A 24,515-nucleotide genomic window follows, 5' to 3' on the forward strand; every position below is an offset into this window, starting at 1 on the left:
ATAATGAAAGACTTTTCCGGACATGATATCATATCTCAAATCACCAACGCCCAAAAATAAAATCAATTCTCACACATAAATTATCAATTATTTCTCCCTATTGCCTACTGCCTACTGCCTACTCCCTCTTTTCTGGAGATATCTAATTGTTAAATTGATACTATCCACCGTCACCGCCGCCACCACCGTCGCCACCGCCACCACCGTCACCGCCGCCCCAACTGCCACCGTCGCCACCACCACCACCGTCACCGCCGCCACCACCGCAACCGTAACCACCGTAACCACCGTAACCATCCCAACCGCCACCACGGCCACCACGGCCACCACGGCCACGACCACGGCCACGGCCACGGCCACGGCCACTGCTGCTACAACTACTAACAACAAATAAGGCGATGTATAAAAGCACTATAAACATTATTGGATACGAAGAGATTAGCTCTAATAGTCCTGAAAAAAGAGAACTAACTGCTTGAGTGAGGTGCAAAATAGCTGTTGAAACATCAAGAACATTATGGAAAAACATCGCCATAACTTCTATTTCTTGTTGCGAAATAGAACTAACTGCTTGAATGCGCTGCCAATTAGGTGTTGAAACATCAAGAATATTATGGGGAAACTGCACCATAACTTCTATTTCTTGTTGCGGTGGAATTGCTTTTTTAGCGACAAATTCAACAACAGTGGAATTTATTTTTCTAGGGTTAGTTGGTGTGCCAAAACTTTTAAAAGTTTGGATTTTTTCTGATAAAATTTCCGGTAGTCGGACTATGATTTTGGCATTTTGTATAGGAGCATTACGGTTGGCAAATATTGCTTTCCAATAAACCTTATCTCCATTTTCATTAATATGTAAACCACCTATTACGCGATATTTTAAGACAAAAGTATGGGCTTCAGGTGCATTGAGTTGATGTTGCCATTTAATCCATATCTGGTTATTTTTTATTCCAGTTTGGCTAGGAATCTGTTCCTGATTTTCCCAAACTGTGACATCGGTAATCTTATCTACTTTGTCTAGTGGAATATATCGATATCGTTGGTTTGTATGAGATTGCGTAAAGACATATTTCTGGGTTTCGCTTACCAGCATATCTCCATTTTTTTGAACATCTATTTCCACATTGATAAAATCCCAGTAAAAAGGAGAGGTTCCCTGAGCAATAGTTTGTAATGCTGGAGATAAACCAATCAATATAGCCACAAAAAATGTCAATATTTTTCGCAGTTTTATTCGGATTTTTATCCGGGAGTATGGTTTGATTAAACTTGGTAAATAGTTCATATTTTTCTTGTCCACCGTATAGTTTAATAATTTTGTTTTCAACAAATACAGAGCTAAGATTAAATTGTATTTATTTCCTAAATATTTGTAGAGAAATATAATATTCTCAATAAATTTTTTGCTACTCAAGCCTCATACTAATCCTTGGAGAAGTATAAATTATTCATTAATTGATAATGGATAATTGATAATTACCTCTGGTTAAAACCGAGAGTATTGAATATAAGGAAATATTATTTCTTTTCTTGGTCGATTGGATATGGCTCCGAGACCTCGCCATCCCACCCAACGGGGAAGCTGCGAAGATCGACCGCTGTCTTGGTCGATTGGATATGGCTCCGGGACCTCGCCATCCCTCGACCGCTTTTTTCCCCTTAAAAGGGGAGGCTTTAAACCAGAATTATTTAATTACTAATTATTAATAATTCGGTAAAAACAATTTATTCTCAGCTTTTTACCTGAAATTTATACTTAATCAATTATCCAATAACCATTTTTTCGCCAATATTGTTTCTTTAAAGCTGCTTCTAAATCCTTTTTTTCAATCCAAATCCAGTCTTTAAACATCATCAGTTCTCCCAATTTTTGACTAGAGGCAGTCTGAATTTCTATTACTTCCTTTAGTTGAGCTGAGGAAATTAATTGTCTTCGGATTAAAATTTCGCCTATTTTCAAGATTGTGTTTTACCTTAATTGATGTGGTATTCTCATTTCCTACTAATTTCTATCGGGGGGAACTTATGCAGTTTCTGCCAATTATTTATCAAAGCTGCATAATAACAATATCTTGAAGAAATAACAGATCCTCGAAGGGTCTAACAAAACCTACTGGACCGACACACTTTAAATGGTGCATTAAATGGGGAGTGTGGGGAGCGTGGGGAGGGTGGGGAGAAAAAGACATCTATAGAAGACAAAAATCTATTGCACAGTTTTAGCTGTGTCAGTCCACTACAAAAACTAATCATTCCACTCACCCTGCACAATAAAAGGTGCCCAATAATAAGGCGCATTCCAATTTTCTGAACTCAACATTTCTAACTGTGTTTCTCTCATCGCCTCTACTGGATTTTTACCTGTTTCTAACATTTTATGATAATAATTTTGCATTAATTCTGAAGTGGAATTATCTGCGACACTCCATAAACTTACTACTAATCGTTTAGCTCCCGCATACATAAATCCTCTGGTTAAACTGACTAACCCTTCTCCTCTTATTTCTTCTCCTATTCCTGTTTCACAAGCACTTAATACTACTAATTCTGCTGGAATTTCTAAGCTGAAAATATCGTTTAATTGTAAAAAACCTGGTGTTTCTTTGCCTGTTTTATCATACAAGGAAAGTACTAATCCTGATAATTCTGGTTGAGTTTCATTTAATAATCCGTGGGTGGCTAAATGTACTATTTGATATTGGGATAAATCGGGATTTATTGCAGTTTTTCGATTTGCTTGAAAGCCTAATGATAATTTAGAAAAATTATCTGGAACTAATGCTAATATTGCTTCTGCTTCTTGACGAGTTCCTTTTAAGCGAGAGAATGATGAACCCAGAAAATCTTCTAGGGAACGTTTTAATGCCATTCTGGTTAAATTATTATTTTCGGTTTCCCTTTCTTTTTTTGGTAGAGAAACTGTTTGAAATCTGGGGTCGTTATCCTGAAATACTGGGTCAGCAATAACTGCTACTTTTTTCGGAGCGAGGCTGCGACCTTTAACTTGTTCTCTGAGGATATCAATACTTGAAGCTGAAGGTAAGGTGACTATTTCATGGTTGACAATTAAGGGTTGATAGTTGGTTTGATTGAGATTTTGTGGTAGTGGTAATGCTGCAAAGGGAATGGTCTGTAATATTCCATCTCCTACTATTAATAGTCGTTTATTTTCTAATTTATTTGCTACAGGCGACAATAATATTTCACTTAATTTATTTCCGGTTTCTGGTACTGGGGAAAGGGAGATTATTTCTTCTCTAAATTGTTTAGCTAATTTTTCTATTTCTGCTCTTGGAGGTAGTTCATAACTACTAATTTCTGTGGGAGTTACTAACCATAAATAACTGGCGTCTTTTCCCAGAGAATATTGTAAAAGTATGCTTTCTTTGTCGATAACTTGTTGTTGAATTTCTGAGGCAGTTAGGGGGTCTGGATATTTGAGGTTAGCGTAACGAGGACTGCTTTGTTTGATTTTTACTTCTAATTGTTGGAGTTCGTTGCTGAGGGTTTCGATTTGTTGTTTGAGTTCGTCCAGGTTGTATCCAGGGGTGTTGAGTTGTCGTGCTTGGTCTAATGTGTTGAGTTGTTGCAGTAGTTGTTTTTCTTGGGCGAGGAGTTCGGGGTCTACTCCGGTTTTGATGTCTGCTCCTGATTCTGCTAGGATGTCTAGTAAGCTTCTGGCACGACTGCGTTCGCTGGCGTTTAATGCTTTGCGGTCATAACCTTGGTTGGGGTTTTGTTTGTGGAGTTGCATTAAGAGGTCGATGTAGAATTGATAGTAATCTTGAACTGTGGCAAAGTAGGATGTACGGAGGTCTTGAGCAACTATTTTGGTGCGGAGGTCTTCAATTATTTCTAGGGATTTTTCTATGAATGTTAAACTTTCGATGAGGTGGCCTTGGTCTCGTTTGAGTCCAGCGAGATTAGAGAGAGTGGTTGCTTCCGTACCCCGATCGCCTACTTGCTGAAGTATAGGTAAAGCTTGCTGATAGAAACTGAGTGCTGTCTGTTTTTCTCCTAAGCTACTATAGACAACTCCAATATTATTGAGAATAAGTGCTTCCCCACTCCGATCGCCTACTTGCTGAAATAGAGGTAAAGCTTGCTGGTAGTAATTGAGTGCTGTTTGTTTTTCTTCTAAGCTATCGTAGACAAGGCCCATATTATTGAGAGTGGTTGCTTCTCCACTCCGGTCTCCTACTTGCTGAAATAGAGATAAAGCTTGCTGGTAGTAATTGAGTGCTGTTTGTTTTTCTCCTAAGCTACTATAGACAAGGCCCATATTATTGAGAATGAGTGCTTCCCTACCTGGAGCGCCTACTTGCTGGGATAGAGGTAAAGCTTGCTGGTAGTAATTGAGTGCTGTTTGTTTTTCTCCTAAGCTATAGTAGACAGCGCCAATATTATTGAGAGTGGTTGCTTCCCTACTCCGGTCTCCTACTTGCCGAACTATAAGTAAAGTCCGCTCGAAAAAATTGAGTGCTGTTTGCTTTTCTCCTGAGCTACTATAGACAAGGCCAATATTATTGAGAGTGGTTGCTTCCCCACTCCGGTCTCCTACTTGCTGGGATAGAGTTAAAGCTTGCTGGTAGTAATTGAGTGCTGTTTGTTTTTCTCCTAAGCTATCGTAAACACTGCCGATATTATTGAGAGTGCTTGCTTTCGTAGCCCGATCGCCTACTTGCTGAAGTATAGGTAAAGCTTGCTGATAGAAATTGAGTGCTGTTTGTTTTTCTCCTAAGTCACTATAGACACCGCCAATATTATTGAGAGTGATTGCTTCCCCACCCCGATCGCCTATTTGCTGGGATAGAGGTAAAGCTTGCTGGTAGTAATTGAGTGCTGTTTGTTTTTCTCCTAAGTCACTATAGACACCGCCAATATTATTGAGAGTGGTTGCTTCCCCACTCTGGTCTCCTACTTTTAGTCTTAAAGATAAAGCTTGATTGAAGAAATTGAGTGCTGTTTGTTTTTCTCCTAAGTCGCTATAAACAGCGCCAATATTATTAAGAGTGGTTGCTTCCCCACTCTGATCGCCTACTTGCTGTCTTAGAGATAAAGCTTGCTGATAGAAATTGAGTGCTGTTTGTTTTTCTCCTAAGCTATCGTAGACACTGCCAATATTATTGAGAGTGCTTGCTTCCTCACTCCGATCGCCTATTTGTTGTCTTAGAGATAAAGCTTGCTGGTAGTAATTGAGTGCTGTTTGTTTTTCTCCTAAGCTATCGTAAACACGGCCAATACGAATGAGTGTAGTTGCTTCCCTACCTCGAGCACCTACTTGCTGAAATAAAGGTAAAGCTTGCTGGTAGTAATTGAGTGTTGTTTGTTTTTCTCCTAAGCTATCGTAGACATAACCAAGCCAAACCAGTGTGCTTACTTCCCCACTAAGGTTGCCCGTCTTTCTAAATAGTAATAGTGCCTCTTCCCATTTAGCAATAGCTCCTCTCCTAGATTCTGCTGTACCTTGCTTATATAGTTCAACTCCTTGCTTATATAATCTATCTGCTTTAGCACTCTTGTCTGTCTGAGCAATAACTTCTCCCCCATTGATAATATTGGGCAACATTAATACAGGAAAACTGACATTAAATAACATCAGACTATTAACACTGAGAATAGACAAGTATCTCTTAGGAGAAACCATAAATTTGACCCTTTCCTCACAACTAGAAATCTTAAGATCATTATATTTCCAGTTTCAAGGAACTTATGCAGTTTCTGCCAATTATTTCTCAAAGCTGCATAAGTTAAATTCATCAGAGACTATAGTGAAATAGAACCTTGAAGAGGATAAATTTTGATATCCAGTTGGATTAATCAACCAGATTTATGCAAAAATGTTTGGTTTTTAAATGTTTACTGTCTTAGTTACTACTAATATAGAATCCGGGTAATTAGTTATCGTATTACTGAGGAGTAAGGAGTAAGGAGTAAGGAGTAACGAGTAACGAGTAACGAGTAACGAGTAACGAGTAACGAGTAATATCAAATCCAGTTGAATACTTAATTGTATTGTTGGGGGAGATGGGGAGATGGGGAGATTGAATAATGAACATATACTATATAACCGGATTCTATATAAGGTGAAGACAGAGTATGATTTTTACCCAAAAATATATTTTTAGAGGTTTAAGCATGAAACATACTTTTAAACTAATATTTCTGATATCACTTATAATCTCAATATTTCCAGCATCCTGTTCAGTTGGCGGAGGTTATTGGTACTATAAAACTAAATCATGGGTAGACTCGGCAAAAAGAGTAGACGGGAAAGTTAAAGAATTATTAGAAGTCGAAAATGAAACGAATGGTATTATGTATACACCTGTAGTACAATATAAGTATAAAGGAGAGATTAAAACATATACTTCAAACGTTTCTAGTTACCCTAAACCTTACAATGAGGGGGATACAGTTACTATCCTAATTGACCGAGAAAATTCTGACAAGGTTCGTATTGATTCGGTTAATGACCTTTATTTTGGTGTAATTATGTTGGGAATTTTTACATTACCGTTTGTAGTTATTGTGTTGATCGCAGTTAGTGTCAGTTATGTTTTAATGAGGTTTTCAAGGGAGGTAAAAAATGATTCTCAGCAGGAACTACTGGACACTACGCAGAATTGATTTAACCAGTTATGATGTGTCTAGTTCTCAGAAGGGATATCGAGAAATAGAACTATCATCTGTTCAAAAACAGTTTCAAGTCTGTTTCCCTTCTCTTGCTGAAACTCAGACATTATCCTCCGAAGATGAGCGAAGAATTCAAGAAACCTTGCTATCTCAGTTTCTAGAACAACATTCCGCTCAGGGAATAACGGCAGGACTTTCTTTGCGTTGCTATATTTCCCATGCCATTGTTTCTGCTTGTCAAAAACTGGCTCAACAATTTGGCGATCGCTATGGTTTTTCTCACTTAGATTTGTTGCACCTGGTACTTACTGATGATGGTAAAACTCAGAGTATTCAAGATGTTCGGGCAAAATCTCAACTTTCTTATCCCTATTTCTGGATGAAGATTCTCAGAAAGTTTAATCCTGAGAAAGCAGGACTCTGGAATTGGACTGTTTTACTCACCCGTCGCCACCCAGAGTTGACTCGAACATTATGGGTAGAATTTGGTTTGTCACTTGCTACCCCCTGGGCAAAACTAAATGATATTAAAGCTTACCAATGGGAAACTCTTTCACCCCACGAACGCGATGTGGTCGAAGTCTTTCATGGGGTATATCGGCGCGATCGGCGAAAACAAGGGGCAAGGGGCAAATGTCCAGAACCGTCTAAGTCTCAACTTCAGGAAATGGGCGATCGCCTTCGTCAAAAAGGAAATGTATATTATTCTTCGGTGGAACTACTTGAGAGATTAAAAACTATTGCTCAGTTTCTACAGGAACAAGTATTGACTTCTACTCCAGTTTCACCTTCCTCTACTCCTTCAAAAATGGAACTAGATTTTCTAGACCGACATCGCGATCGAGCTATTATGGATGCAATTGAGCGGGTGCTTTCTCAACGTCTGGAGAAACTAAAAAACAGTGCTTGGTATGCTGAATTTGCTGCTCATTTTTTACCGAGTTTACGACTAATTTATTGTGAAAATAAATCTCAAACTGAAGTAGCTCGACGATTGAATATGAGTAATCAATCTCAAGTTAGTCGAGTGTTAAAACTCAAGCAAATGCTCAACCAAATTAGAGAACAAGTAATGGAGCAATTGCTTCAGATTTTATTGGAGAAAATGGAATTAAATTCAACTCAAGGAGTTGTAGATACGAATGTTTTTGATTCTCTAATTCAACTATTGAGTCAGTATTTAGATGAAACTGTTTTTATAGAAGCAGCTCGGGAAATTTCCACAGCAAAAATACACCGAAATATGACAAGTTTGTTTGCAAAAAAAATGTGTAATTATCTTAATTCTAGTCATATACCCCACATTTTGCACTTCAATTTGTATCATTAAAAGTAGTATATGAATCTGTAGCTTGGCAGGTATTTATACTATGCAAATCATCTCAATACTTTTTTCGTTCATCAAATTCCTAGTAAATAATTTACGCATAAATACTTGCTCTGATGATGACTCAATCACGGCAGCTATAATTTTCTTCTACAATTCTGTCTCCAGTATAGCTGTCTCCTAACTCCTTCTTCGGTTGCTACATTTTGTGGTGCGGAATGTGGGATATACAGCAGTTTTATAGTTGATAAGGTACAAAGTTTTATGCTTTTAGGGAACAGGGAATGAATAAAAATTATAGATTAGTCTTAAACTGTACCTCACGCTTATTGAAATTTCCTGTAAATTGAAATATTAATAGAAAAAATAACATTTTTGACTATAACTAATTAGTCTGAATCTAACAAAAAAAAATTAAATCCATAATATTAACCAGAAAAATTGATATGAATATTAATTCCGACCGCGAACAAAAAAATAGGCAAGACTATCGACAATTACAGTTAGAAACAATTGATTTAGAACCTAGTTTTTTTGAACAAGCAACTCTCTTGAGTAATCACTTTAGTAATGAAGCCCAACAATGGCAAGCTTATTTAAATATATTGGCTCTATTTGCCCTAAAAAAATGGTTGGGCGATCGCCATTTAATATTAAAGGATAAAATTGATTCTCTGCTACCTACTCAAATGATAAATTCCGGAGCAATAAGCCCTCTCCAAGTCGGTGGTTTTAAACTCTGTTTGCTAACCAATGAAAGTATAGTAGAACAAGGGATTGAAATTCCCGAAGAAATAATTTATTCCCCAGAATTAGCAGCCCATTTCTATACATTAATACAAGTATTAGAAGAAGAAAAAGAGGCTATTTTGATTGGATTTTTACGTTACGATCAATTAATAAATAAGTCTTTGAAACAGATAAAAAAAGAAAAATACAAACTTTCTTTTGCAGAATTTAAATCTGACCCCAGTCACTTAATTTTGAATCTAAAATATTTGAGCCCAGCAGCTATTAAACTGCCAGAAAATACCTTAACAGAAAAATTAACAAGCTGGTTAGAGTGTATTTTTACAGAAAGTTGGCAACCTGTTGAAGAACTTTTGAGAAATCGCAGACCTATTGTGCAAATGGCTAATGTGAATGAAACAACAGAAACATTATCTCTCAAAGTAGCTCAGACATTTCTTAGACAATTCCAAATGACTCAAAAAGCAAGAGATAAAATACAGATAGATTTATCTCAACCTGAACTCTCACAAACAGAAATAAATAACGCTCTGGTGAAAATTTTACAAACAACAGAAGATGAAGAAACACGCTGGCAAGCTGCAGAATTGTTGTGGGAAATTGACCCTAATCATCCAGCTACAGGTGTGCGACGAGGCATTGATTTAGGAATGCAATTAGCAGGAGTTTCTGTGGCATTAATAGTAGCAATTTTACCGAAACCAAATCAGAGATTTGCCATTCTTTCCAGAGTTTATCCTCTACAAGACCAATGTTTTTTACCAGCTAATTTAAAACTAATTGGTTTAGATGAAATGGGGCAATCTTTATTCGAAATTCGTGCTAGAGAAAGAGATGATTATATTCAGTTCAAATTTACCGCAGATTCAGGCGATCGCTTTAGTCTTCAAGTTGGTCTCAATTCTGCTATGGTGACAAAGCACTTCATTATTTGATTGAAGAATATTGTAGGTTTTAGATGGCAGTTATAATACTGTAGTGGACTGACACAGCTTAAATGGTGCATTAGATAGGAGATGGGGGGATGGGGGGATGGGGGGATGGGGAGATTGGGAGATTGGGGGATGGGGAGATGGGGGGATGGGGAGATTGGGAGATTGGGGGATGGGGGGATGGGGAGATCAAGACACCTAGAAACAAAAATCTATTGCATAGTTTTAGATGTGTCATATCAAATCCGTTGGCTTCGGAGTAATATAATTCTGTTGATAGTCATACAATCGGTAAGGGCGCGATTCGGCAGCTTTGCGGAACGCAAATGGCCATTCGCCCCTACAGTATAGACTCTTATCTTTAAAGACTGAATAACACCGATGCTACCGGATTTGATATCAGTCTATTAGACATCTCCAAAAATCAAAAATAGAATCAATTATTATCCATAAATTATCAATTATTTCCCCCTGTTGCCTCTTTTCTGGAGATGTCTATTAGGTTGGGTTAAGCTAACTGCGCAACCCAACAACCATAGATTGAAAAAACTGCTGTTGGGTTTTGGTTCCTCAACCCAACCTACTGGACTGACACACCTTAAATGGTGCATTAGATCGGGAGTGTGGGGAGGGTGGGAAGTGTGGGGAGGGTGGGGAGAAAAAGATATCTATAATACAAAAATCTATTGCACAGTTTTAGCTGTGTCAGTCCACTACAAAGCTTCATTTTTGAATAAATTTAACAAAATAGTATGATATCAAATCCGTTTAATTGGACATAAAAAAATTCTTCAATCGTCATAACTACGCTCATCTTTGTAATTCTTTCTCCTCCTGACTCCTGACTCCTGACTCCTCTTAACTTAACCATTCTATGGCTGTTTAACCGGATTTGATATGATATTACAATAAAAAAATTATACGTTAAAATGACAAAACAAGTTGTTATCAAAATAGAAGAAGGAAGTTTTGAATTTGGTTTTGCTGTTTCCCTAGAATTTTGGCAAGACGGTAGAATTATTGCAATTGAGCAGAATTGTCCTCAACTGCCAGCTAACCCAAATTTTCCTAGAATTTATGACGAATGGAAAGAGATTTATATCAAATTAGGAGGACGAGGGTTCGATTTCCCAGAAGCACAAATTACTAATTCCTCGATTTTGGAAGACTGTCAAAATGTCACTCAAACTCTGGAATCTAATGTAAGAAATTGGTTGGGACAACTTGCCTTTGGAGCAATTATCGGGCAAATTATAGGACCACTCAGAGATGGAAATCCAAATGAATCAGTACGAGTTATCATTGACACATCAAATGATTATCTGCGTAAGTTATCCTGGGATTGTTGGGATTTATTTGAGAAATCATTTTTTTTACCCCAAGCTGAATTTGCTCTTTTGTCTCAATACGCTAAACCCACAGAAGAGCTAAAGAAACCAATTAATATTTTGGCAATCTTTGGGAGCGATAAAGGGGGATTACAACTGCAAGAGGATCGGGAACTGATTGAAAATTTAAAAAAACATGGAGCAAAAATTACTTCTATTCCCAAGAAAGGAGATTTTCTGACTCCTCAAGAACTATTTGATACTCTCTGGATCAAAAAGTGGGATATTCTTTTTTATGCTGGACACAGTTCCGATAAAACTATTCATGTTAATAATGCCTTAAATTTATCAATTAGTGTTTTAAAAGAAGCTCTAAACAGAGCTGCCCCAAGAATAAAGCTGGCAATCTTTAATTCCTGTGATGGACTTGGTATTGCAGAATATTTAGCTGATTTTGATATTCCACATTTGATTGTGATGCGAGAACGAGTTCCCGATTTAGTAGCACGGCGTTTTTTGCATTTTTTCCTCGAAGAATTTACCCAAGGAAAACCTCTCCACACTGCTGTTAGAGAAGCACGCAAACATTTGCAACAACTGGAAATTCCGATTCCCAATGAATTGTTTTATCCAAGAGCATCTAGACTGCCTGTACTAATCCAAAACCCAGCTACACCTGAACTTTATTGGCCTTCACCCCCACCTCTACCCGAACCAGATCGTAAATCTATACCTCCAATAAAACCCTGGCACATAATTTCGTTTTTGTTGATGATAATTGGTGTTTCCGGAATTTGCCGTTGGTTTTATCCTCAACCTGAAGCACTTGAAGATAATATTAGTGCAGGTGAAGAGATTTTGGTAACACAGTCTTCACCACGAGACAAACAAAACGGTGTGAGGTCAGTTACCGAATGCCAGAAACCTTTGAATTATTTTCTCGCTATTTGGAATGGTCATATTCGACAACAGTGGGTTGATTGTTTTGTCACCAAGAAAAGTTATCAACTGGCCGTTGAAAATCTTCAGAAAAGCTGGCAGGAAGAACGAAGAGACCCAGAAACTTTAATTTATCTCAATAATGCACTTTTGGCAGCGACAGGAGTAGATTATTATACTATTGCAGTCATAGTACCCATTTTAGAAAAAGATGCAGAACTCGCCCAAGAAATTTTGCGGGGAGTTGCTCAAGCTCAAACAGAAGTTAATTTGAGTGTATTCAATGATGATAAATTCCCCAATGTTACTTTACCGGGTTCAGATTTTCTAGACCATAAGAACCTGAATGGAAAAGGCTTGAAAGTGATCGTTGCTAATGATGCCAACTCAAAGAGTCAGGCAAAGAAGGTTGCTGAAACCCTGGTCAAACGGTCAGATATTTTAGGAATTATTGGTCATTGGGCAAGTGAGATGACTATGGAAACTGTAGATATCTATAACCGAGAAAAATTAGTATTAGTTTCTCCAGGTACAACCACGACTGAACTCACTCGAGAACCTCGATCATTTTTCTTCCGAACTACCACAAGTAATTATGTGCGGACGGGTGCAGTGGTTGATGCTTTGAATCAAGTTAATCAAAACAGAGTTGCGATTTTTGATAACCCTGGCAGTGCGTATTCCAGTGATTACAAAAAACGATTTAAAGAAAAATTCTTAGCAAAAGGAGGATATATCATTGATTCATTTGATATTTCTGACTCTAATTTTAATGCTAAAAGTACCATGCAACAAATTAGAAACTCTGGGGAATTCGCAATTGTTTTAATTCCAGATGGTCAAGTGAGTAATGCTTTAGTTAATGCTCTGAAAATCATTAAAGAAAATGGTGGTCAAAACTGGATAGTTGGTAATTGGTCGGTTTATAGTCCTAAAACTCTGAATATTGCTCAACCAGAACTTTTGGAAAAACTAATTTTGACTGTTCCTTGGCATCCTCTAAGCAATCCAAAATCTTATTTTTCTCAGACCACTAAGCAGCTTTGGGGAGGAGCGGTCAGTAGTCGCACAGTTTCGACCTATGATGCCACTCAGGTACTATTCCAAGGGATTCGCCAACAACCTACTCGGAGGGGAATTCAGAAGACTCTGGCAGATAAAAATTTTAGCATTGACGGGGTGACAGGAAGAATTGAGTTTATACCTGAGACTGGCGATCGCCAAGAAGAATACATTGATTTGGTTAGGGTTGTTCCTTGTGAAAATGAGGTGTTCGGTCTCACATTTCTCCCTATGAAATATTCAACTCCTGAAGCGGCAGGTTTGAAATGTTCGTTTAAATAAGTATCGCAGAAGGAAGAAGGAAGAAGGAAGAAGGAAGAAGGAAGAAGGAAGAAGGAAGAAGGAAGAAGACGTTTAGTTTTTTAGGAGAGAAGGAAAAGTCTTGCGTTTGACTTGCGCGTAGCGCTATAGTGCTAAATGTGGGGAGTCGGGAATCGAGAATAGAGCGACGTATGGTGGGAAAAAAGCTTACTAGATCAAAAAGACGATCAACAATGAGTTATTCAGACAATTTGTATAGTAGAAGGAATAATTAGGGTTTGCGCTTCACTAGTCTTATGGGTGAGGGTAGGAGACAGGAGACAGGAGAAATGGGAACGAGCGAGGAGGTAGGAGTAATATCAAATCCGGTAGCATCGGTGTAATTAGATGGGGAGATGGGGAGATGGGGAGATGGGGAGATGGGGAGATGGGGAGATGGGGAGATTGGGAGATTGGGAGATTGGGAGATTGGGAGATTGGGAGATTGGGAGATTGGGAGATTGGGAGATGGGGAGATGGGGAGATGGGGAGATTGGGAGATTGGGAGTGAGAGAAATATTTGGTAATGGTTGAAGATGGAACATTTTTGTATACCGAATTAAACGGATTTGATATAACAATTGTAAGAATGATTTTTCTGCCCAACTATGCGCCTAAAATACTCACTTTTTGAGGGTTTTAGACGTGATACCAGGCACTGCAATTCGACCCCAAAAAGGCCAATACCTTTATCTGTAAATACTTTTAGATTTAATCAGCACTCGATCAAGGTTACCGAGAAACCAGATTTATATAGTTGTATGACTAAATGAATTTCTTGCTTTTGCTACTACAAATTTTTTATACATGAATCATCAATATAAACTTGATTTCTACCAGCGTTTTTAGCATTGTATAGAGCTATATCTGCTGCTTCTAGCAATATTTTAGGATTAGAGTCAGTAAGGCAGCTGCTATTTGCTACTCCTAAACTACTTGTTACAAACTGACTGACTGCCGAAGCGCTGTGGGGAATTCTTAAAGCTTCAATTTGTGTTCTAATATTTTCTGCAACCTTCAGTGCTCCTTCTATGGGAGTATTTGGCAGTACAACCACAAACTCTTCTCCCCCATATCGAGCAACAAAATCTCCTGGTCGTTTCACTGCAGCACTAATAGTTTGAGCTACCTGTTGCAAACATTTGTCTCCCTGTTGATGGCCGTAAGTATCGTTGTAGGGTTTAAAATAATCTATATCCACCATAATTATCGACATAGAAGCATTATCCCGTGTTAGTCTTTTCCACTCTTGGTCTAGTTTTTCTTCAAAGTGGCGACGGTTACAAATTCCTGTCAAACCATCAATATAAGCTATTTCCTTTAATTCTTGATTTAGTTTTTCTAAACGATGATAAAGTTGAGCTTGTTGAATAGCGATCGCTATCTGAGTTGCCAAGCGTCTCAATAGATCGGTGTCTGAGATTCGCCATTGTCGGTTGTGAGTACATTGATGAGCTACTATTAATCCCCATGCAGTAGTTTCTGAACCTTGTTTTTCCCCTTCTTGATTAATTAAAATTGGCAATACCATACTTGCTTTGACTTGAAACTGTTTGAGTAGATCGACATGGCATTTGTTTATATCTGGGTTTTCAACGTCTTCTATTATACTAATATAACCTTCCTTATAGCGCTCTATAATATCTGTATTTGGGAAACATGGATCGTCAATAATTTTACCTAAAATTGGATTGCTACCTGCTGCTACAGATTCTTTTTCTACGATACCTTTTCCATCTTCCAAAAAACGATAAATTAAGACGCGGTCGCACTCCAAAAAAAACCGTACTGACTCTACTGTAGTCTCTAATATTTCATCCAAATTTAAAGTTCGATGAATCCGGTCTAGAGTTAGTCCTAATAAACGCTCTTTTTCTCTAAGTTCTTCCACAGCTAATTCTGCTTTTTTACGCTCTGTAATATCCAGAACTGTGCCGAATATGCCTATAGGTTCTGAGTTACTATCAACAATTAAAGTAGCCTGAGTATAAATATACCTTAATGTACCATCTGGTCGAATGATTTGATATTCACATTCACAACTTTCTGCCTTTTCTAAGATCAAAATTACATTTTTATCCCATATTTTTTGGCTTTCGAGAGTAAACATTTCAACCCATTCTAGATAAGTTGGTTCTCCTCTGCTAGGGTTGAGACCAAAAATGCGAAATACTTCATCTGACCAAGTTATTTTTTGCGTCTTTAAGTCATATTCCCAGTTCCCTAAATGAGCAATTTTTTGTGCTTCTTGTAGTTTTGCTTTGCTTTCTTTTAAAGCGTTTAAACTTTGATTCTTCTCATGTGTATAGCGAATTATTCGATTTAATGTATATTCGTTAATTTCTGATTTATTCAAGTAATCTGCTACTCTTTTATTCATTAAATCCATCTCTAATTCTTGATTTTCTGTATCTGTGAGTAATACTATTGGCGTTTGGCAACCTAGATTAATTGCTGTTTGAAGTATTTCTAACCCTTTTGTTTCTCCGAAGTTATAGTCAAGCAAACAAATATCATGTTGATTTTTTTTCATTACTGTTAATCCTGTTTCGTAAGTATTTTCCCAGTCTAGTAAGATTTTTGGTGATTCTACCTGTGACAGTAAGTCATAGATCAGAATAAAATCGTCTGTATTGTCTTCTATTAAAAGGACTTTAATTAAATCTTTCTTCATCTCATAAATTAGTTTTTACAAACAAAGTTTTTTTTAAATATGAGTATTTAAAAGTTAATAAAAAATCATATATTATCTTGCCTAAAGTACTGGAAAAAGTCGCAGCTTGAGTTTTAGTGATACTATCAAGGCCAATTCAGCAGGTTTTTGTGGGAGCAAATATGATTTGCTTGAGAGCTTTAATAATCATTGTTTTACTTTTAACTGCGGACTTTATACTTTATATTATCTGTTTTTTTTCTAGTTATTGTGGTGATTTATGAATGAAGTTACTGGTGATTTTTTGATATTGATAAAGTGAGTCATTGAACGTCGATCAGGTGAGTTAGTCAACTAAGATCGAGTGAAGTAGATGAGTAAACTTTTGTGATAAGTATCATATTCTTCTATATCTTGACTAGTGCAGGATGGCAGAAATAACTAACCAGTTAAAAATCCTAAAAGCCTTACCAATCAATACTTTTGACTGTATTGAGTGTGTCTTACATTCTGAGGGGACCTCAGAATTACACACTCGATGCATGACTTTTGACTTTTGACTTCCGCGTAGCGGCACTAGACTTTTAGTTTTTTATTTTTTGATTCTTGATATTAAATTATGGGGACTTTCTCTGTGTCAAGTAAAATATTCGGTTATCTTTGATATGAAATATATCGTATAACTCAGGAGTTAGGAGAAAGGAAGGATGAGAGTGGGAATTATCTGGGGATATTCCGGCATTTTATGTGTGCATTGAATGGAAGTAGAGAGTACGATAACTGTATAACCGGATTTTATAGAACCCATTTGAGATCTATATAATTATGGTAGCCAAGTCTTTTCGCGCATCAATGAGTGAGGAAAAATCTGAAAAGGAGTGTTGAATTTTTTGTATTATTTCTCCCCACATCTTCCCTCCTGTCTCCTGTCTCCTGTCTCCTGTCTCCTGTCTCCTGTCTCCTGTCTCCTGTCTCCTGTCTCCTGTCTCCTGTCTCCTAGCTAGAAAAATTTAATATTTATGAAGATACGCTTAGGGGTTCTATATGACAACCTTTTGTTCGTAAAGTTTTATGTGATTATTTAGCAATAAATTGTTGCTTTTGAGTTTTATATAGCAGAAGGAAGAAGGAAGAACCGAAGTTGGAAAAATCTTTCTTTGTCTTAGTTTTAAGCTTTTGATATATCAAATACAGTAATGACGACTGCTATATGTATAGCAGTACGTTTTAAAGTAAAATTCCATCTGCTTGAACGCGATCGATATATTGATTGGAGCTAATAATTATACTAGGATAATGTGCTTAACTTTGGTGTAGTAAAGTCTTTACCCATAATTTTCAACTCTTTACTTTACTTTTGCAGTTCTTAATATTTGCGTTCTCTATATCCACATTGTGAATACATAAATTTGGCTACAGGCGAGCATCAAAATACTTAATTGCCGGAAGATAAGGGAAGATAATAAAGAAAAGAAAAATTCCTTCTTTAACATAAATTAGCATCAGAAGGATAGAGTAGTAAGCAATGACAATCAAATCATTTGATCTGATAATAAAGGCTAACTAAATTAGGATTATTATATAGATAAAATCATCTATTTAATGCATAATATTATAATATGCAAAATAGCAATTTATGGTTGGATATGTATTAATATCCAAGTTTGATAATCGCCCAAAACTAACTACCCAAAAATTATTTAACTATTGTGACTGTTCAGACTGTGTTGGTAAGCAAATCAGATTATCATTCTGGATAAATATTAAGCCTTGCTGACGTAATTTACCCATTAGACGAGTCACAGTTACGCGGGTTGAACCAATAGCACTGCCAATTTGAGCATGGGTCAAAGGCCAAGGCAAATAATAACCACTTGTTACTTCTGGTTTGTCTTGGGCGATCCATGGTTCCCCATATTCTTCAATTAATAGCGTCAGAAATCCGAATAATCTGTCAATAGTGCGACGTTGGCCTAGGGTACTTAGCCACAGAAGCTTCCGTTGATGTTGGTATCTAAAGGCATCTAGGACTTCTCTGCGAAAGTGAGGCCAATTATCTAGGTCATGCCAATACATCCAAAGCACAGTTGTTTGATCTGCATGAGCATAAGCTTGAAGTGTAAATGGTGACTGAGCTATTAGTTCAAATGGTTGACCAGCACCGACAAATCCGAGGAAAGCTTCATCTGAAATATCACTCGTTTTTGACTTGCTAGACTTATTGCGACTGGCACTAATGTGGGCATTACCTACTAAACGAATTGACCCTTTTTGTACTAGATACAGCAAACCTGGACGGGCAGGAATACGTTCATCTTTGCTAAAAGCTCTGCTACGGTAGTGTTCTTCTGCCCAATCTATGATTAGTTGCCAAGTCAGAAATGGCCTGCTGGTAGGTGTAGAAGTGCTGGTAGGTTGCATATTCAGTGACATTTCTGGTAGTTCTGGATGTGATGATAGTTGCATTGGTACTCTCTTATAGTAATAGTTTGCCTTGAGTTCAAATCATTTTGGTAAAAGGAATAGAAGCAGATTTTTATCTGTCTACTTATACCAGTTTGATCCTTAGTTTCAGTGTAGCAAAAAACACATATAATTCGGAATATTCCAGATAAAATTTATTTGAGGTGGTAATAATATTGACAAAATTATCATTTAAGTGTAGTTTTATACAAATTTTACAAAAAGCTATCAATTTATACCAAGAGCAATTGAAATTATTTTGCGGGTATGAAAATACATTAGAAGTTTGGGAAAGGAAGGATGAAATTCCCATGAATCAAACTATAAATAATAGATCAATTGTATATAAGTCAGCGATCGCTCTGAAATTAGCTTCGGTTTGTCAACAACCAGCTATATATATTGCTAATGAGTTAGTTAAATATTGTCAGGAAATAGTCGATACTGATATTAAGAAAGATACAGATTTTTTTGAGTTTGAGGTAATTTCATCTGGGATAATTTACTTTTATTTGACTGATTTGAGTATCGCTAATTGGTTACATTATCTAACTTCTTTTCCCCTGAATTTTGAGCAACAAAAATTACGGGTTGGTGGTAGCTATAAATCTTTAGAAACTACAAATTTGTTTCCAATTCAGTATAGTCATGCTCGTTGTTGTTCGTTATTACGGATGGGTATACGCGATCGCCTAATTAATCTTACTCCCACGGATGCAGATACTAGCGGTCAATTTTTGCTGTTTCAAATTTCTCAACCTATATCCTGGCAAGAACCGAACGGACAATTACAATTTTCACATAATTCTGAATATCAATTAATTGCTCAAATTGCTTCTACTCTGGATAGTATCTATTGTGTTTCTAGCAGCAAGAAACCTATAAATTGGCAAAAAGTAGCTGATGCTATGAGTGTAGCTTTTCAAAATTTTTACAGTGATTGTCGTATTTGGGGTGAGGTGAAGGTGAAAAAACCGAAGTTAGCACAAGCTAGATTAGGTTTGGTTTTGCTTACTCAGTCTGTACTTAGATTTTTATTAGAAGAAAGGTTAGGTGGGGAAGCACCTGTAGAGCTTTAATTTTGGTGTTACAATTTTGATTGTGTTTAAAATAAAACTAAAACGTATGAGTTATATTGTAATTTATGACGGCAACTGCAATTTATGTGTAACGTTGGTGCAGGTGTTGGAAAGTATAGATAAAGGTGAGCTATTTGAATATATTCCTATGCAAGATTTAGAAAAACTCAATCAATTTGGTATTACTGCTCAAGATTGCGAAATGGGTATGATTTTGATTGATGGTAATGCACCAGAATGTCGATGGCAAGGTAGTGATGCAGCGGAAGAAATAGGGCGACTTTTGCCTGTGGGGGATGTGTTTGTGGCCGCATATCGGGGTTTACCAGGGGCAAAATGGATGGGCGATCGCTTTTATGAGCAGATTCGAGATAATCGTTATACAATATTTGGTAAACGTTCTACTACTTATAATTCACCCTATCCTTTTGGTTGTAAAGCTTCTTTAGACTTGTAGAAGTCAGGGAATAGGGAATAGGGAATAGGGAGATGAAGTTATTAATTTCATATCTTGAATTGATTTGATTAAAACTTTTGCTAGAGGTCTTTTATCTGAGTAGAAAATGAAGTGAATTTGCTAAACGGAGTCTCTGATGCTGTTTCACGAAAGTAGGGGCGTTAACGATAGTTATGCGAAGCAAATAACATTGGCTAACGCCAAGCTCCGCTTTATATGTTGCGGAGCAAAATGCCCTTGCTATATGTAGCGTCCAAAAAATAAATATCAAAACTATTGACAATAATTTTATGTCTTTGCTATACTCAGGAAAATAACATAGAATATTAGTATCTATGGTCTGTTGTTGGCTGCTGTCTCATCGATGGTAGACATATATACTCACTCGTATACCTCGATTTGTAATTAATCTTTAGTATAAATAGCTGTTTGCTAAGTTAGTAGTACAAAAGACGGCGTTGGTGAAACCCGTATATAACATTAATTTGAATTACTTAGGAGTCAGAAGTCAGGAGAAAGAAAAGTACTTTTCGGTTAATCTAATGTAAAGACAATATCTAATCTTGCCACTCAAAGAATTACTCTTAATTTATCTAAATTACTGATTTCATACTTCAAATCACCAACCCCCAAAGAACTAAATATCTACAAGCATCAAGATTTACTACAGATTACTACACTACAAACTTCAGATACACGAGTTAGTAAATATATGGACTCTACCATTTATGAGACATTAGCTGAAGCTAGTACCACTTAATATAGTGCTTATTTAGTTGAAGTAATGCTCATTTTATGAAATTCCCTGTAAAAAAGTATCCCAATATTATTAGTGAGTCAAAAGTGGTATTAGTTGTCACTATTAACTCCTATTTTTTGAGGAGTTTCTATCAAGATAAAGGACTTTTTTTTGAGTAACTCACTATTTCACTGTTAGTGATAGATATCTGATGTTCCAATGCTGTTGTTTAAACTCAGTTTGAGGAACAAAAAAATGAAAAGTAAAGTTTTCTCTATCTCACTATATTGGGATTATCAAAACGTTCGTATTAATAACAGTTTCAATCCTTATTTTGCGCGATATGTTCAAACTTTTGCCAACTTACATGGTAGCTTATCTAGCCAAAGAGTATATAGCAATTGGCGAGAGGAAAATCAAAGTAATGAACAACGTTTATACGAACTAGGTTTTGATTGTATTGACATTCCTACAACAGAAAAACAGAGTGTTGATCGAAAATTAATAGCTGACTGTGAAAGAGAACTTTATTCTATTCCATCTACTGACATATTAATTTTAATTACTGGAGATGGAGACTATAAAAATCTTGTTCGTCAATGGCAAGCTAAAGGTAAAAAAGTCATCATTTTTGCCCACTCAAAGAGAGCCAATCAAAAATTACTTAGTGTTGCTGACGAATATTATTTTGTAGACAAAAAACTACCAGAATTATTGGAAGTAAAAACTAGGCTTATACAAATGGCATAATTAGGATTTTCCATTTGATTTGGCGCAATTTGTAAATCAACTTCAGAGAGGTTATGATTCCAGAAAATATACGATTTAGTTGTTTGAAGTACAATAAGAGTCCTGGTAATAATCTTTATCTCCCCCGGTTGATAAAGTGGAAAATTTTTTTAGGTAAAGTCTAAATATAAAAACCCAGTTTCTTTTCTATATTAAAAAGGGAAATTAACTGGGTTTTCGATAAAATTTATCTATTTATTATGTTTATACTTCAACTTTAATTAAGTACTATTAACCAAAGATTAGTCGAGAAAATTAAAAAAATTAGTTGATATAATTTGATAAAAAATGTAGGAGTAGACTTGAGATGACTATCCATAATAAGCACGAGATAATTGGTAAAGCTTTGAATATTTTGAGTAATAATTTATATCCATATATAGAAGATGTAATTAAGGAATTTCATCAAGAAAATTGGTTGCAAGTAGTACAAGAGACATTAAAGGGTTAAATTAGACAACTCAAAAGGAAGAAAAGCATCGAAAAGGCTTTAATTGAAGATGTATCTCTACAACTTAAATTAATCAAGAAGCAGTGGGATAAAGTATTTAAAATAAAACTGGATAAAGCATTTTTATTAATAGTAGAAGAACTCATAGAAGTCAGAAATGACTGGGCACATGGCTCTCCATTCTCTGTAGATGACACCTATCGATATCTTGACAATATTACTCGGATTCTTAAAATTATCAATGCAGAGGAAGTGGAGGAAGTAGAGAAAGAAAAGCAAGAAGTATTACGACTTTTATCTCAACAACAATTTCGTGGTTAAACTCCTCATAGTTATTCTGTTTCTGAAGAAGAAGAAAGACAAATTAGAGAGCAATTAAACGAATTACTGGAAAAAATTTCTTTCCAAGATGCTTCTCTTTTACAACTTGCTTTAATCCACCGGACTTATCTTTATGAAAACCCTACAGAAGTAAGTGTAGATAATAATCGTTTAGAATTTCTTGGTGATGCTTTGCTAAATTTTCTTAGTGGCGAGTATCTATATCGTAAATACCAAAAAATGACCGAAGGTGAAATGACTCAAAAACGTTCCAGTTTAGTGGATAATCAACAATTAGCAAAATTTACCATAGATTTAAACCTCGGACAATTTATTCTACTAAGTAAGGGGGAAGAATCACAGGGAGGGCGTGAAAATAATTCATTATTAAGTGATGCTTTTGAAGCAATTATTGGTGCTTATTATATTGATTATGGTATTGAGGCAGTTCGCAATTTTTTAGTACCAATTTTTGCTTAAGCTCTAGAAAAATCTGTTGATTTAGAGCCGGAAAATGAATCTCTTAATATTGAAAATTTTAAAGGTTTATTTCAAGAATTGGTACTAAAAAATAGTACAGATGTGCCAAGATATAAAACTGAAAAATGTGGCGGTTCTGACCATGAACCAAGTTTTATATCTCGGGTATTTGTAGCTAATAGACTGTATGGCGAAGGTCATTTCAGTTAACAGTTATCAGTTATCAGTTATCAGTTGTCAAGGAGAAAGCAATATAATGTCTCTTTAAATACCCACAAATAAAAAAAAGTTGTTAGGGAGATCAAAGCAGGGATAGCAGAGCAAGGAATAGGAAGAATTTTGGGAGATTCTCAATTCTGTTGAAAAAAGCATTTTTACCCTTGTCTAATTAATGAGACTTGATATAAAAAAGAGGCTGAAAAACTTGCTGCAGAAAATTCACTATCTAAGTTGAGACAAAGAAGATTAATATAGATAAAGCAGTTTTCGAATCTTGGAGGTACAAATTTTTATGCTTTTAGAGAATAGGGAACACCAGATATGGAAATAGGGAATAAAATTTATAGATTAATTTTCAACTGTCGCTAACTATCCTAAAATTTGCTTGCTGTAAATACAGCATATTCGGCAATTAATCTGGTACAACTGATACGGCAAATATTTTTTGCCTTATCTGCTCTTCCCTACTCCCTAAAATCATCAACATAAGTACTTCTAGAGAGTAGTAAACTGCTATAAGTAGGTGGGTTTAATTATCCATAAAATCGTGATGGAAATTTAAAACTTGGAAAATTTATGGAAAACTTCTTGCTGGCTTAATTTTCAGATTCTTCGTTTCAACATTTATTTATGCTCACCTAACTTATCAAGAAATTAAAATTTGTAATATGACAAAGAAACTACCTGAATTTAAAAATCCTGAACTTTTAAAACAAGCTCTAACCCACCGCTCTTTTTTAAACGAAAATTCTGGAGAAGAAGATAACGAAAGTCTCGAATTTCTGGGGGATGCTGTGTTAGGTTTTCTAGTAGGAGAACTACTCTATAGACGTTATAAAGAAGAATATGATTTAAAACCTAAAGAACTTACGCGTCTCCGTTCACTTTTAGTAGATGAAAAACAATTGGCAAAATTTGCAGCTCAACTAGAAATAGGTGAATTAATGCGGCTTGGTAGGGGAGCAGAAAAAGATGAAGGTCGTCAAAACCCGGCTTTACTTAGTGACACTTTTGAAGCAATAATTGGAGCCTTTTTTCTAGACTCAAATTTAACGAAAGTTTGCCCTTTTGTAAACAACATTTTTCAACCCGTTGCAGATGAAATAATTTTTTCAGAGAATGATTTAGTAGATACTAAAGCTAAATTTCAACAGCGGGCATTAGGAGAAATTAAAAAAATTCCTAGATATGAATCTAATAAATGTGGTGGTTCAGACGATAAACCTATTTTTTTGTCTGAAGTACTTGTGGATAATATAAAGTATGCTCAAGGTGAAGGAGATAGTAAAAAAGATGCAGAAAAACTTGCTGCTGAAAATGCCCTAGCTAAATTGAAACAAGAAGGATTAATATAGACGAATATCAATAAATGTAAGATTGGCAAATGACAAAGAAACTACCTGAATTTAAAAATCCTGAACTTTTAAAACAAGCTCTAACCCACCGCTCTTTTTTAAACGAAAATTCTGGAGAAGAAGATAACGAAAGTCTCGAATTTCTGGGGGATGCTGTGTTAGGTTTTCTAGTAGGAGAACTACTCTATAGACGTTATAAAGAAGAATATGATTTAAAACCTAAAGAACTTAC

The 24,515-nt window shown here is 36.1% G+C and carries 20 protein-coding genes and 1 pseudogene; 16 read left to right on the forward strand and 5 right to left on the reverse strand.

Translation table 11 applies throughout. The features are described 5' to 3' along the window. Positions 1-160: 160 nt before the first annotated feature. From F6K23_RS20975 to F6K23_RS20985, 3 genes are all read right to left on the reverse strand, one after another. Entirely contained in the window at positions 161-1,288 is a 1,128-nt protein-coding gene (locus F6K23_RS20975) for a DUF2207 domain-containing protein (RefSeq protein WP_293159416.1), read from the reverse strand. Between the two features lie 471 nt (positions 1,289-1,759). Next, positions 1,760-1,963, reverse strand: a complete 204-nt coding sequence (locus tag F6K23_RS20980) for a hypothetical protein (protein WP_293159418.1) — start codon at positions 1,961-1,963, stop codon at positions 1,760-1,762. Between the two features lie 285 nt (positions 1,964-2,248). Continuing rightward, a complete protein-coding gene (locus tag F6K23_RS20985; protein WP_293159420.1) occupies positions 2,249-5,650 on the reverse strand; it encodes a tetratricopeptide repeat protein in 3,402 nt (1,133 codons plus the stop codon). A 452-nt stretch (positions 5,651-6,102) separates the two neighbouring features. Between F6K23_RS20985 and F6K23_RS20990 the strand changes: the two genes are divergently transcribed. The 7 genes from F6K23_RS20990 to F6K23_RS21020 all read left to right on the forward strand — a co-directional run bounded on the left by F6K23_RS20990 (position 6,103) and on the right by F6K23_RS21020 (position 13,811). Next, complete coding sequence (locus tag F6K23_RS20990) at positions 6,103-6,633, forward strand: DUF3592 domain-containing protein (protein ID WP_293159422.1); 531 nt, start codon at positions 6,103-6,105, stop codon at positions 6,631-6,633. Beyond that, positions 6,593-7,969: a hypothetical protein gene (locus tag F6K23_RS20995; protein ID WP_293159424.1), complete on the forward strand. Its 1,377-nt coding sequence runs from the start codon at positions 6,593-6,595 to the stop codon at positions 7,967-7,969. The genes F6K23_RS20990 and F6K23_RS20995 overlap by 41 nt, the downstream gene beginning before the upstream one ends. Positions 7,970-8,412: 443 nt before the next feature. Next, positions 8,413-9,651, forward strand: a complete 1,239-nt coding sequence (locus tag F6K23_RS21000; protein ID WP_293159426.1) for a DUF1822 family protein — start codon at positions 8,413-8,415, stop codon at positions 9,649-9,651. An 81-nt stretch (positions 9,652-9,732) separates the two neighbouring features. Further along, on the forward strand, positions 9,733-9,999 hold the full coding sequence (locus F6K23_RS21005; RefSeq protein ID WP_293159428.1) for a hypothetical protein: 267 nt from the start codon (positions 9,733-9,735) through the stop codon (positions 9,997-9,999). A gap of 189 nt (positions 10,000-10,188) precedes the next feature. Continuing rightward, entirely contained in the window at positions 10,189-10,404 is a 216-nt protein-coding gene (locus tag F6K23_RS21010) for a hypothetical protein (protein ID WP_293159430.1), read from the forward strand. Between the two features lie 173 nt (positions 10,405-10,577). After that, a complete protein-coding gene (locus F6K23_RS21015) occupies positions 10,578-13,259 on the forward strand; it encodes an ABC transporter substrate-binding protein (RefSeq protein WP_293159432.1) in 2,682 nt (893 codons plus the stop codon). A gap of 366 nt (positions 13,260-13,625) precedes the next feature. Beyond that, positions 13,626-13,811, forward strand: a complete 186-nt coding sequence (locus F6K23_RS21020; RefSeq protein WP_293159434.1) for a hypothetical protein — start codon at positions 13,626-13,628, stop codon at positions 13,809-13,811. Positions 13,812-14,067: 256 nt separating this feature from the next. Here F6K23_RS21020 and F6K23_RS21025 read toward each other — a convergent pair whose 3' ends face one another. Both F6K23_RS21025 and F6K23_RS21030 read right to left on the reverse strand, forming a co-directional pair. After that, positions 14,068-15,951: a diguanylate cyclase gene (locus F6K23_RS21025; RefSeq protein ID WP_293159435.1), complete on the reverse strand. Its 1,884-nt coding sequence runs from the start codon at positions 15,949-15,951 to the stop codon at positions 14,068-14,070. Between the two features lie 1,683 nt (positions 15,952-17,634). Then, positions 17,635-18,351 carry a Crp/Fnr family transcriptional regulator gene (locus tag F6K23_RS21030; protein ID WP_293159466.1) on the reverse strand — a complete coding sequence of 239 codons (717 nt, stop codon included), beginning with the start codon at positions 18,349-18,351 and terminating at the stop codon, positions 17,635-17,637. Between the two features lie 218 nt (positions 18,352-18,569). On the opposite strand from F6K23_RS21030, the gene F6K23_RS21035 reads away from it, so the two are divergent. The 9 genes and pseudogenes from F6K23_RS21035 to F6K23_RS21065 form a co-directional block, all read left to right on the forward strand. Further along, positions 18,570-19,472, forward strand: coding sequence for a DALR anticodon-binding domain-containing protein (locus tag F6K23_RS21035; protein ID WP_293159437.1), 903 nt, complete (start codon positions 18,570-18,572; stop codon positions 19,470-19,472). Positions 19,473-19,518: 46 nt separating this feature from the next. Beyond that, a complete protein-coding gene (locus tag F6K23_RS21040) occupies positions 19,519-19,929 on the forward strand; it encodes a thiol-disulfide oxidoreductase DCC family protein (RefSeq protein WP_293159439.1) in 411 nt (136 codons plus the stop codon). Between the two features lie 994 nt (positions 19,930-20,923). Further along, entirely contained in the window at positions 20,924-21,418 is a 495-nt protein-coding gene (locus tag F6K23_RS21045) for an NYN domain-containing protein (protein ID WP_293159441.1), read from the forward strand. 346 nt (positions 21,419-21,764) lie between these two features. Next, the gene (locus F6K23_RS21050) at positions 21,765-21,908 is read left to right on the forward strand and encodes a hypothetical protein (RefSeq protein WP_293159443.1); all 144 of its coding nucleotides are present in this window, start codon (positions 21,765-21,767) and stop codon (positions 21,906-21,908) included. Between the two features lie 27 nt (positions 21,909-21,935). Continuing rightward, a complete protein-coding gene (locus F6K23_RS41960; protein WP_367267766.1) occupies positions 21,936-22,229 on the forward strand; it encodes a Swt1 family HEPN domain-containing protein in 294 nt (97 codons plus the stop codon). A gap of 75 nt (positions 22,230-22,304) precedes the next feature. Continuing rightward, a complete protein-coding gene (locus F6K23_RS21055; protein WP_293159468.1) occupies positions 22,305-22,709 on the forward strand; it encodes a ribonuclease III family protein in 405 nt (134 codons plus the stop codon). Positions 22,710-22,757: 48 nt separating this feature from the next. Continuing rightward, positions 22,758-22,919 carry a putative dsRNA-binding protein gene (locus F6K23_RS41965; protein ID WP_367267767.1) on the forward strand — a complete coding sequence of 54 codons (162 nt, stop codon included), beginning with the start codon at positions 22,758-22,760 and terminating at the stop codon, positions 22,917-22,919. Between the two features lie 677 nt (positions 22,920-23,596). Next, positions 23,597-24,283 carry a ribonuclease III gene (rnc, locus tag F6K23_RS21060; protein WP_293159444.1) on the forward strand — a complete coding sequence of 229 codons (687 nt, stop codon included), beginning with the start codon at positions 23,597-23,599 and terminating at the stop codon, positions 24,281-24,283. A 29-nt stretch (positions 24,284-24,312) separates the two neighbouring features. Then, positions 24,313-24,515, forward strand: a pseudogene (locus F6K23_RS21065) (ribonuclease III); the annotation flags it as partial.

The sequence above is a fragment of the Okeania sp. SIO2C9 genome, from assembly GCF_010672455.1.
Taxonomy (GTDB): domain Bacteria; phylum Cyanobacteriota; class Cyanobacteriia; order Cyanobacteriales; family Microcoleaceae; genus Okeania.